Genomic DNA, 10,437 nt, shown 5'->3' with positions numbered 1-10,437 from the left:
CTGATCGATGCGGCGCGCGTCGACGGGCTCGGGCATTTCCGCATCTTCTTCCACATAAAGCTGCCGCTGGTGCTGCCGACCATCAGCCTGGTCTCGGTCTTGACCTTCGTTGCCAATTTCAACGCCTTCGACCTGATCTACTCGGTCAAGGGCGCGCTCGCCGGGCCGAATTTCGCGAGCGACATTCTCGGCACCTTCTTCTACCGCACATTTTTCGGCAACCAGCTGCAGCTCGGCAACCCGACCATGGGGTCCGCAGTCGCAACCGTGATGTTCTTCATCATCCTGGTCGGCGTGTGCTTCTATCTCTTCCTCGTGCAGCGGCGCATCCGCCGCTTCGCCTTCTGACGGAGGGGCCCATGACGATCGAACAGCGTGCTCGCAGTGCCGGCGTCCACCTGGTCCTGCTTGCCTACAGCGCGCTCGCTATTGGGCCGATTTTGCTCGTCGTGATGAACTCGTTCAAGGCGCGCAGCGCGATTTTTGGCGCGCCGCTCGCCCCGCCTGACGCTTCAACCTTCAGCCTGATCGGCTACGACAAGGTTTTGCGTTCCTCCAACATCCTGACCTACTATTCGAACTCGCTGATCGTGACCCTGGTCAGCATGGCGCTGGTGTTGCTGTTCGGCGCGATGGCGGCCTGGGCGCTGACCGAATATCGTTTCCGCGGTTCGACGCTGCTCGGGCTGTTCCTGTCGATCGGCATCATGGTGCCGATCCGGCTCGGCTCCGTCGCGATCCTGAACATGATGCGCTCGGCCGGCCTCAACGACACGCTGACGGCCCTGATCCTGGTCTATGTGGCGCAGGGCCTGCCGATGTCGATCTTCATTCTGAGCGAGTTCATCCAGCAGATCCCGCGCGACCTGCGCGACGCCGCGCGCTGCGACGGCGTGCCGGAAACCCGCATCTTCCTCGAAGTGATCGCGCCGCTGCTGCGACCGGCCATCGCCACCGTCGCCGTCTTCACCATCGTGCCGATCTGGAACGACCTCTGGTTTCCGCTGATCCTGACCTCGAGCGACAAGACCCACACCGTCACGCTCGGCGTCCAGCAGTTTCTGGGCCAGTACATCACCGACTGGAATTCCGTGCTCGCCGCACTCTCGATGGCGATCCTGCCGGTGGTCATGATCTACATCATCCTCTCGCGCCAGCTCATCGCCGGCCTCACCTCCGGCGCGGTCAAATAGGTTTTTGGGATGTCCAATCTCCGCATCGATCACCTCTACAAGCGCTACGGCGCGGCGACGGTGCTCGACGACATCAACCTCGGCATCGAGACCGGCGAGTTCGTCGTCCTGGTCGGGCCGTCCGGCTGCGGCAAGTCGACACTGCTGCGCATGATCGCGGGGCTCGACGGCGCTTCGGGTGGCGACATCCATATCGCCGGAAAGCTCGTCAACAATCTCGCTCCCGCCGCGCGCGGCATTGCGATGGTGTTCCAGTCCTACGCGCTCTACCCGCACATGAACGTGCGCAAGAACATGACGTTCGGCTTAAAATTCACCGGCGTCGCGCCGGCCGAGCGCGAGAAGCGCGTCGCGGAGGCCGCGCGCATGCTGCGGCTGGAGGAGCTGCTCGAACGTTATCCCCGCGATCTCTCCGGCGGCCAGCGCCAGCGCGTCGCGATCGGCCGCGCCATCGTGCGCGAGCCCGCCGTCTTCCTGTTCGACGAGCCGCTCTCCAATCTCGATGCTGCCCTACGGGTCTCGACCCGGGTCGAGATCGCCAACCTGCACCGTCTCTTGAAAGCGACAATCGTCTATGTGACCCACGACCAGGTCGAGGCGATGACGCTGGCCGACCGCATCGTGGTGATGAACAAGGGCCGCATCGAGCAGGTCGGCAAGCCGCTTGATCTCTATTACGCGCCCGCCAATCTATTCGTCGCCGGCTTCATCGGCTCGCCTGCGATGAACTTTTTTGCGGCGAAGGTCGAAAGCGTTGCCGGCGGACGCGCGCGCGTGACCGGCGCCGGCTTTCGCAGCTTCGACTTGCCGGCGGCGTCTCTCAACGTTGGCGACACACTGACGATCGGCGTGCGCCCGGAGCATCTGTCGCGCGGAACGAATGGCGCCTTCGCCGTCGAAGGTATCGTCGAACTGGTCGAACGGCTCGGCGAGGCCTCGTTCGCCCATATCCGTCGCCCCGACGACAAGCTCTTCGTCGCCGAGGTGCGCGGCCGCGAAGCGCCTGCCGTGGGCGAGAAGACGACACTCGTGGCAGCAGCGCAGGACGTGCAGGTCTTCGACGCCGCGGGTCTGCGAATATCAATATAGGAAAGTTGCACACCAACCGCCCAATGAGGCCTCGTTGTGCCCGGCCTTGTGCCGGGCAACCACGTCTTACTTTTCAGTGCTTCAAAGACGTGGATGGCCGGGACAAGCCCGGCCATGACGAGATGGAAAGGTCAGTGCCAGCGTCCGCCCCTATTAAACGATTCCGGCCGATGTGCCGGCAGCCGCGGGACGCTCCTTGGTCTTTTGCGCGCGATAACCGGAGGCGCGGTAGGCGGCGATCGGCGCGATGGCACCGCCGGCGCGCTGACGGGCGACGGCGAGCAGCGGCGAGACGTCGGTCGTGAACGCGCGCTTCAGTTCGAGATGGGCGCCGAGCGCATCATTCGCCTCCTGCGCTGCTTCGAGCGCGGCGCGATCGACCACCAGCGCCTGCGCATAGGCGCGCTGCAATTCGATCGCCGACTGCATCAGACTCTCGATCGGGTCGGTCACGTTATGCGACTGGTCGATCATGTAGGCCGGCGCAAAACCCTCGGCCCTGCGGCGCTCGGCGTCTACAAGCTCGTTGAAGACCAGGAACAGGCGGAACGGTTCGACCGAGCCGCTGTCGAGATCGTCGTCGCCATATTTCGAATCGTTGAAATGGAAACCCGCGAGCTTCTTGAAGCGGATCAGCCTCGCGACGATCTGTTCGATATTCACGTTCGGCGCATGATGTCCGAGATCGACCAGGCAATACGCCTTGGGCCCGAGTTCCTGCGCGACAGCAAAACTCGTGCCCCAGTCCGAGATCACGGTCGAATAGAACGCCGGCTCGTAAAGCTTATGTTCGAGGAACACGCGCCAGTCGGCCGGTAGCGCCGCGACGATCGCGCGCATCGCATCGAGATAGCGATCCAGTGCCCTGGTCAAGTTGGATTGGCCGGCGAAGTTCGAACCATCGGCGATCCAGACGGTCAACGCTGTCGACCCGAGCTTTTGCCCGATCTCGATGCATTCGATATTGTGCGCGACCGCCTGGGCGCGCACACGCGCATCGGTATGCGACAGCGAGCCGAACTTGTAGGAGAACTCCTGCCCGGCCTGGTCCTGGAACGTGTTGGAATTGACCGCATCAAAGGCAAGCCCGTGTGCCCCGGCCTTTTCACATAGCGCCGCGTAGTCATCGACCTTGTCCCACGGAAAATGCGGCGAGATGGTCGGCGTGGCGCGGGCCAACTGCTGGATCACGCCGCAATCATCGACCTTCTCGAACACATTACGCGGCTCGCCCGGCCCCGGAAAACGCGCGAAGCGCGTGCCGCCGGTGCCAACGCCCCAGGTCGGAATCGCGACGCCAAAGCCCATGACCTTCTGCACCAGCGCGTCCGCGTCAATCCCAAGCCGCGCCAGCATACGCTTCAGCCCGTCATAGTCCTCAAGAGTCGCGGCTTCGAGCCGGGCGTTATGCTCGGCGATGAGATCGGGGCTGATCGCGAACGGCGTGCTCATCGGGTGAACGCCTGGGCGTTGCCGGCATCGACATTGAGAATGTTGCCGGTCGATTTGGCGGAAAGGTCGGACGCGAAAAAGTAGACGCCCTCGGCAATGTCCTCGGGAAAGACCGACAGCTTCAGCATCGAGCGCTGGCGGTAGACCTCTTCGAGTTGATCTTCCGAAACCTTGTTGGACGCGGCGCGCTGCCGGCGCCACTCGCCTTCCCAGATCTTTGAGCCGCGCAGCACCGCATCCGGATTGACCGTGTTGACGCGAATGCCATGCGCCGCGCCTTCCAGCGCCAGGCAGCGCGCGAGATGAATTTCCGAGGCCTTGGCGGCGCAATAGGCCGACGCACCGGCCGAGGCGGCAAGGCCGTTCTTCGAGGCGATGAAGATGATCGCACCGCCGATTTTCTGGCTCTGCATCAGGCGGAACGCCTCGCGCGACACCAGAAAATAGCCGGTTGCGAGAATATCCATGTTCTTCTGCCAAAGCCCGAGACTGGTATCCTCGACCGGGGAGGCCGAGGCGATGCCGGCATTGGAGACGACGATATCGATGCCGCCGAAGGCCCGCGCGGCCTCTTCGAACGAGGCGATCACCGCGGCTTCGTCGGTCACATCGACTTTCACGCCGATCGCCGCGTCGCGGCCATGGCTTTTCGTGATCGCAGTGACGCGCTCGCTCAGCGCGGTCTCGTCGATGTCGGCAATGACGAGGCAGGCGCCTTCGCCGAGCAGCCGCTGCGCGATCGCCCCGCCGATGCCGCCGGCACCGCCGGTCACATAGGCGATCCGCCCGGCCAGCGATTTGGGCCTGGGCATGCGCTGCAGCTTGGCCTCTTCGAGCAGCCAATATTCGATGTTGAAGGCCTCCTGCTCCGACAGGCCGACGTAGGCGCTGACGCCGGATGCGCCGCGCATCACATTGATCGCGTTGACGTAGAACTCGCCCGCGATACGTGCCGTCGCCTTGTCCTTGGCAAAGGTGAACATGCCGACCCCGGGCACGAGATACACGACCGCATTGGAGTCGCGCATAGCAGGCGAATCCGCATGCTTGCAGCGCTCGTAGTAAGCGGCGTAGTCGCGCCGATAGGCGGCGAGATGACCGTCAAGACCTGAGATCACCTCGTCCAGATTGTCGCGGCCCGGATCATAAGGCAGAACCAGCGGCCTGATCTTGGTGCGCAAAAAGTGATCGGGGCAGGAGGTGCCGAGCGGCGCCAATCTTGTGAGGGCGTTCGAGTTGACGAACTCCAGCACCTCCGGCGCGTCGCTGAAGTGGCCGATCTTGCGCTCGCTTTCGGAGATTTTCCCGCGGATCAGCGGCATAAGTTTTGCGGCGACGGCGCGGCGCTTGTCCACCGCGGCAGCCTGAACCCTGGCGCCGCCAAAGGACGGTTTTTTCTCATGCGCCGCAAGCCAGTCGGCAGCCTGCTGGATGACGCGCAGCGTCGTCTCGTAGCAGGCCTTTGACGTCTCGGCCCAGGTGAAGAGCCCATGCCCGCCGAGGACCACGCCGATGTAGTCGGGATGGCGCGCGGCCATCTCGCCGAGTTTCAGGCCGAGATCAAAGCCCGGCCGCTGCCACGGCAGGAAGCCGAGCCTGCCGCCGAATACTTCGCGGGTCAGGCGCTCTGCGTCTTCAGAGGCGGCAATCGCGATCACGGCGTCGGCATGGACGTGATCGACGTGGCGGTGCGGCACGAAGGCATGCAAGGGCGTATCGATCGAGGTCGCCCGCGGATTGAGGTCGAAGGTGCAGTGGTTGAACAGCGCGACCATCTCGTCCTCATGGGCGAGGCCCCGATAGAGGCCTTTCAGGCTGTCGAGCTTGTCGAGATAGAGCGTCGAAAACCCGTCGCGCTTCATCGAACCAATGTCGCCGCCAGAGCCCTTTACCCAGAGCACGCGCACCTGCTCGCCCGTCAGCGGATCCTGCGCCTCGACCTTGGCCGAGGTGTTGCCGCCGCCGAAATTGGTGATGCGGAGGTCCGCGCCGAGCAGGTTCGAGCGGTACAGCAGCTCGCCCGGCTCATCGAGGGAGGCGGCGATGGCGTCGTCCCAGAGATTCGGCACGGGGTCGTCGCGCAAAGGCTTGTCAGGCGAAGGCTTGGGCGCGGCCTCGCTCATGGGGCGTTCTCCCTGTGGCTTCATTTTCGGCAGCTTAAGTCAGCCATTCGATCATGGTCAATCAAAGATGCGCGGTCGTTGCGAGGCAATATGATTGATGCAGCGCGATATTGATCGATTTTGAAAGTTTGCAGTTGACCGAACTACGGGAGCGTGACCAATCTGGCGGCAAAGGGAGGACGAGGGACGTGCACGAGCGGGAACGCTGGCAGGTCATCAAGGCGCTGCTGCGCGAGCGGCCGCTGGTACGCATCGCGGACGCGTGCCGCGCGACCGGCGCCTCGGAAGCCTCGGTGCGGCGCGATTTTGCCAGCCTTGCCGAGCAGGGCGTCGCGATCCGTGTGCATGGCGGCCTCGAAGCTTTGCCCAACAACGCCGGCCCGCAAGCCGACGTGCTCTCGCTGGCGACCCGCTCTTTCGATGTCAGCCAGACGCTCAACATCGATGCCAAGCGCGCCATCGCGAAAGCGGCCGTCGCACTCTGCGCCGACGGCGAGACGATCATCGTCAATGGCGGCACCACCACCTACCAGATGAGTGATTTTCTGCGCGAGCGGCGGCTGAAGGTGTTGACCAATTCCTATCCGCTCGCCGAAGTGCTGATCCACAAGTCGAAATGCCGCGTCGCCCTGCCGGGCGGCGAGGTCTATCGCGAACAGGGCATGATCGTCTCGCCGTTCGAGGAGGACGCGATCCAGCATTATTCGGCGACGCGGATGTTCATGAGCGCAATCTCGATCGGTCCGCTCGGCGTGATCGAAGGCGATCCTCTGCTCGCCCGCGCCGAGTCCAAGCTCTTGAAGCGCGCGGACAAGCTGATCGTGCTCGCCGATGCCTCAAAATTCGTGTCGCGCGGCAGCCTCGTCGTGTGTCCGCTGTCGCGCATCCATACGCTGGTCACCGATTCCGACACGCCCGCCGCCGCGCTCGACATGCTGCGCGACAACGGCGTGCAGGTGGTCGTCGTCGACGCCGCAGCCGAAGCCAATGCGGCGGCATGATCATGACGAGCGCCCCGGCCCTGCATGACAAAGCCGCGCCTCCGATCCTCTCGGTGCGCGGAATCGAAAAATCCTTTCCTGGCGTGCGCGCGCTCTCCGGCGTGTCGTTCGACGTCGCCGAGGGCGAAGTCCACGCGCTTCTCGGCGAGAACGGCGCCGGCAAGTCGACCCTGATCAAGATCGTCTCCGGCGTGTTTCCGCCCGATGGCGGTGAGGTGATCGTCGACGGCAAGCCGGTCAGCCTCGCGCGGCCGGACGATGCGCGGCGCGCCGGCATCGCCACGATCTATCAGGAGCTCCTGCTGTTTCCGGAGCTGACCGTCGCCGAGAACATCTTCATGGGGCATGCGCCGCGCAAAGGTTTTGGCCGGCTCGACTGGCGCGCAATGCGCGAGAAGACCAGGGCGCTATTGGCCGCGCTCGAAATCCACGACCTGCAGGCCGACCGGATCGTCGGCTCGCTCAGCGTCGGCAATCGTCAGCGCGTCGAAATTTTGCGCGCGCTGTCGCAGGACGCGCGCATCCTGATCATGGACGAGCCGACCGCGGCGCTGACGGAATATGACGTGACGCGGCTGTTCGACATCGTGCGCAAGCTGAAGGCACGCGGCGTCGCCGTGATCTATATCAGCCACAAGCTCGACGAGATCTTTGCGATTGCCGACCGCGTCACGGTACTGCGCGACGGCGCCCATGTCGCGACAAGGCGCGTTGCCGACACCGACGCGGCCTCCCTCGTGCAGTCGATGGTCGGCCGCAAGATCGAAAGCCTGTTCCCGAAAATCACGGTGCCGATCGGCGCACCGGTGCTGGAGGTGAGGGATCTCGAACGCCGGCCGCTGACAAAAAAGGTCTCGCTCACGGTGCGCGCCGGCGAAATCGTCGGCCTTGCCGGTCTGGTCGGTTCCGGCCGCAGCGAGCTGGCACAGACGATTTTTGGCGTCACGCCGGCCGAGAGCGGCGAAATCCGCATCGCGGGCGCGCGGGTTGCGATCGCCTCGCCCGCGCAGGCGCGCGCGCTGGGGATCGCCTACGTGCCGGAGGATCGCGGCACCCAAGGCTTGGTGCGCGCGATGACCGTGCGCGAAAATTTCAGCCTCGCCGCGCTCGGCAAGGTCGCCCTTGGCGGCTTCATCGATCGCACCGCCGAGCGCAAGCTCGCCGGCGAGGGCGTCAAGCGTTTTGCGGTCAAGGCGAGCTCGCTCGAGCAGATCGCCGGCAAACTTTCCGGCGGCAACCAGCAGAAGATCGTGCTGGGCAAATGGCTCGCCAATCAGCCAAAATTGCTCATTCTCGATGAGCCGACGCGCGGCATCGATGTCGGCGCCAAGGCCGAGATCCATCGCCTGATGGGTGAACTCGCAAGCCAAGGCCTTGCCATTCTGATGATATCGAGCGAACTGCCGGAAGTGCTCGGCATGAGCGACCGCGTGCTGGTCATGCGCGAAGGGCGCATCATTGCCGAATTTTCGCGCGAGAAGGCCACCCAGGAAGCGGTCGGCGCCGCCATGATGGGAAGTCACGACAGTGCGGAGCAGGCGGCATGAGCACGGTGGTCCTGAGCCAGGTCCAGGCCGATCCGCGGCGTTTCCTGAAGGCGCTGGCCTCGCAGGAGGCGCTGCTCGCGATCGCGGTGATCGTGCTTGCCGTCGCGGTCGGCCTCTACAATCCGCGCTTCCTGGCGACGCGCAATCTGTCCGACGTGCTGCTCGGCAACGCCTATATCGCGGTCGCTGCGGTCGGCATGTCGATGGTGATCGTCTCCGGCAATATCGACATCTCCGTTGGCTCGCTGATCGGCGTGCTGGCGACGCTGAGCGGCACGCTCGCGGTGAACGGCGCGCCGATCATCGTGGCCTGGCTCGCGCCGCTCGTCGCGGGAATCCTCGTGATGGCGTTTCAAGGCGCCATCATCGCGTATTTGCGGATTCCCGCCATCGTCGTCACGCTTGGCATGCTCTCGATCCTCAAGGGCGGGCTGATCAGCGTCACCGGCGGCAAATGGATCACCGACCTGCCGGACGGATTTCATCTCGCCGATACCGAGCTGTTCGGGATCGTGCCGATGCCGGTGTTCCTGATGATCGTTGCAACGATCCTCGCCGCCCTCTGGATGCGCTATTCGGCGCCGGGCCGCGCCATCTACGCGGTCGGCGGCAATGCCGAGGCGGCACGGCTGTGCGGCATCTCGCAGCCACGCACCATCGTGATGGTCTTCGCCCTGCATGGCCTGTTCGCAGGCATGGCCGCCCTGCTCTACGCCACCCAGCTCCGCGTCATCCAGTCAACCGTGCCGCCCAATCTCGAACTGACGATCATCACCGCCTCCGTCGTCGGCGGGGTCAGCATCCTGGGCGGGGTCGGCACGGTGATCGGCTCGACCTTGGCGGCGATTCTGATTGCCGAGATCGCCAGTGCGCTCGTCTTCATCGATGTCTCGCCGTACTGGATCCGCGCCGTCCAGGGCGTGCTCATTCTCGTGACCGTGGTCGCCGACATCCTGCGGCGCCGGCGCATGGCCGGAGCATGAGCGCGATGAGTGAAATCCCCCTGCCCCAGGCCGCCAGGCGCGTCGCGCCCTGGTGGCTCACGCGCCACGAGACCATGCTGGCCGCGATCCTGCTCATTGCGCTGATCGTGCTCGGCGCGTTGAACAGCCGCTTTCTGACGCTCGACAACCTGCTCAATCAGGGCCGCCTGACGACCGAGGTCGGGCTGATCGCGCTGCCGATGACCTTCATCATCATCACCGGCGGCATCGACCTCTCGGTCGGCTCGATCGTCGGGCTCTGCGCGATCCTGCTCGGCTATTCCTGGAAGAATTTCGGCTTTCCGCTGCCGCTCGCGATCGGCTTCTCGCTACTGGTCGGAGCCGCCGCCGGCTTTCTCAACGGCCTCGTCATCACCAGGGTGAAAGTGCCGCCGCTGATCATGACCATCGCGACGCTCGCGCTTTATCGCGGCCTCGCCGAGGGGATCAGCCAGGCGCGTTCGGTGCGCGGCTATCCCGAGTGGTTCTATTTCATGGGACAGGAGAATTTGCTCGGCGTGCCGGCACAGCTCTGGCTGCTGCTGATCGCAATCGTCGCTGCCGGCATCATTCTCGACCGCACCACCTTCGGCCGCACGCTTTATGCGATCGGTAACAACGAGACCGCGGCCCGGTTTTCCGGCCTGCCGGTCGATCGCGCAAAACTCATCATCTACACGCTGTCGGGCCTGATGGCTGGTCTGTCGGCGATCGTCCTCGTCTCACGGGTGACGACGACGCGCTCCGACATGGGCATCGGCTATGAGCTCGACGTGATCGCCACCGTGGTGCTCGGCGGCACCAGCATTTTTGGCGGCGTCGGCACGATCTGGGGCACCGTCGTCGGGCTCGCGATGATTCAGCTCCTGAAGGATGGACTGGCGCTGACCGGCGTCAAGGGTGACGCGACCATCGTGGTGATCGGCACCGTGCTGATCCTTTCAACTCTTGTGGCGAGTTCGCTCCAGAGGCGCCGCGACGGCGTCTGACGGAGTTTTCAGCCGCACCAAGCGGCGTCAACGTGGGAGGACGACAAGATGAGAACAGGA

Annotated in this window: 9 protein-coding genes; 7 read left to right on the top strand and 2 right to left on the bottom strand. The window is 64.4% G+C overall.

Translation table 11 applies throughout. The annotated features are described in order from the left end of the window. The 3 genes from JOZ76_RS11370 to JOZ76_RS11360 all read left to right on the top strand — a co-directional run. Nucleotides 1-348 (top strand): carbohydrate ABC transporter permease (locus JOZ76_RS11370; RefSeq protein ID WP_291698730.1); only part of this gene is annotated, 348 nt, incomplete at its 5' end. An 11-nt stretch (nt 349-359) separates the two neighbouring features. Then, nucleotides 360-1,193: a carbohydrate ABC transporter permease gene (locus JOZ76_RS11365; protein ID WP_291698729.1), complete on the top strand. Its 834-nt coding sequence runs from the start codon at nt 360-362 to the stop codon at nt 1,191-1,193. Between the two features lie 9 nt (nt 1,194-1,202). Beyond that, on the top strand, nt 1,203-2,282 hold the full coding sequence (locus JOZ76_RS11360; RefSeq protein ID WP_291698728.1) for an ABC transporter ATP-binding protein: 1,080 nt from the start codon (nt 1,203-1,205) through the stop codon (nt 2,280-2,282). A gap of 153 nt (nt 2,283-2,435) precedes the next feature. Here JOZ76_RS11360 and rhaI read toward each other — a convergent pair whose 3' ends face one another. After that, nucleotides 2,436-3,734, bottom strand: a complete 1,299-nt coding sequence (gene rhaI / locus JOZ76_RS11355; protein WP_291698727.1) for an L-rhamnose catabolism isomerase — start codon at nt 3,732-3,734, stop codon at nt 2,436-2,438. Then, nucleotides 3,731-5,857 (bottom strand): bifunctional rhamnulose-1-phosphate aldolase/short-chain dehydrogenase, encoded by a 2,127-nt coding sequence (locus tag JOZ76_RS11350; protein WP_291698726.1) that lies wholly within the window; start codon nt 5,855-5,857, stop codon nt 3,731-3,733. The genes rhaI and JOZ76_RS11350 overlap by 4 nt, the downstream gene beginning before the upstream one ends. 188 nt (nt 5,858-6,045) lie before the next feature. Here JOZ76_RS11350 and JOZ76_RS11345 point away from each other — a divergent pair, with 188 nt between their 5' ends. From JOZ76_RS11345 to JOZ76_RS11330, 4 genes are read left to right on the top strand one after another with little or no spacing between them, the layout of a single operon-like run. Next, nucleotides 6,046-6,858: a DeoR/GlpR family DNA-binding transcription regulator gene (locus JOZ76_RS11345; RefSeq protein ID WP_291698725.1), complete on the top strand. Its 813-nt coding sequence runs from the start codon at nt 6,046-6,048 to the stop codon at nt 6,856-6,858. Between the two features lie 2 nt (nt 6,859-6,860). Continuing rightward, nucleotides 6,861-8,405 (top strand): sugar ABC transporter ATP-binding protein, encoded by a 1,545-nt coding sequence (locus tag JOZ76_RS11340; protein WP_291698724.1) that lies wholly within the window; start codon nt 6,861-6,863, stop codon nt 8,403-8,405. Continuing rightward, nucleotides 8,402-9,388: an ABC transporter permease gene (locus tag JOZ76_RS11335; RefSeq protein ID WP_291698723.1), complete on the top strand. Its 987-nt coding sequence runs from the start codon at nt 8,402-8,404 to the stop codon at nt 9,386-9,388. The genes JOZ76_RS11340 and JOZ76_RS11335 overlap by 4 nt, the downstream gene beginning before the upstream one ends. Next, nucleotides 9,385-10,377: an ABC transporter permease gene (locus JOZ76_RS11330; protein ID WP_291698722.1), complete on the top strand. Its 993-nt coding sequence runs from the start codon at nt 9,385-9,387 to the stop codon at nt 10,375-10,377. Before JOZ76_RS11335 ends, JOZ76_RS11330 begins: the two co-directional genes overlap by 4 nt. Nucleotides 10,378-10,437: the final 60 nt, after the last annotated feature.

Origin of the sequence: Bradyrhizobium sp., from assembly GCF_019244115.1 — a bacterium.
Lineage (GTDB): Bacteria > Pseudomonadota > Alphaproteobacteria > Rhizobiales > Xanthobacteraceae > Bradyrhizobium.
This window is presented reverse-complemented; position numbering and strand designations above follow the sequence as displayed.

Excerpts from the sequence above, each read along its gene's own strand:
- JOZ76_RS11365 (WP_291698729.1), top strand. The coding sequence starts at position 360 with ATGACGATCGAACAGCGTGCTCGCAGTGCCGGCGTCCACCTGGTCCTG.
- JOZ76_RS11360 (WP_291698728.1), top strand. The coding sequence starts at position 1,203 with ATGTCCAATCTCCGCATCGATCACCTCTACAAGCGCTACGGCGCGGCG.
- rhaI (WP_291698727.1), bottom strand. The coding sequence starts at position 3,734 with ATGAGCACGCCGTTCGCGATCAGCCCCGATCTCATCGCCGAGCATAAC.
- JOZ76_RS11350 (WP_291698726.1), bottom strand. The coding sequence starts at position 5,857 with ATGAGCGAGGCCGCGCCCAAGCCTTCGCCTGACAAGCCTTTGCGCGAC.
- JOZ76_RS11340 (WP_291698724.1), top strand. The coding sequence starts at position 6,861 with ATGACGAGCGCCCCGGCCCTGCATGACAAAGCCGCGCCTCCGATCCTC.
- JOZ76_RS11335 (WP_291698723.1), top strand. The coding sequence starts at position 8,402 with ATGAGCACGGTGGTCCTGAGCCAGGTCCAGGCCGATCCGCGGCGTTTC.
- JOZ76_RS11330 (WP_291698722.1), top strand. The coding sequence starts at position 9,385 with ATGAGCGCGATGAGTGAAATCCCCCTGCCCCAGGCCGCCAGGCGCGTC.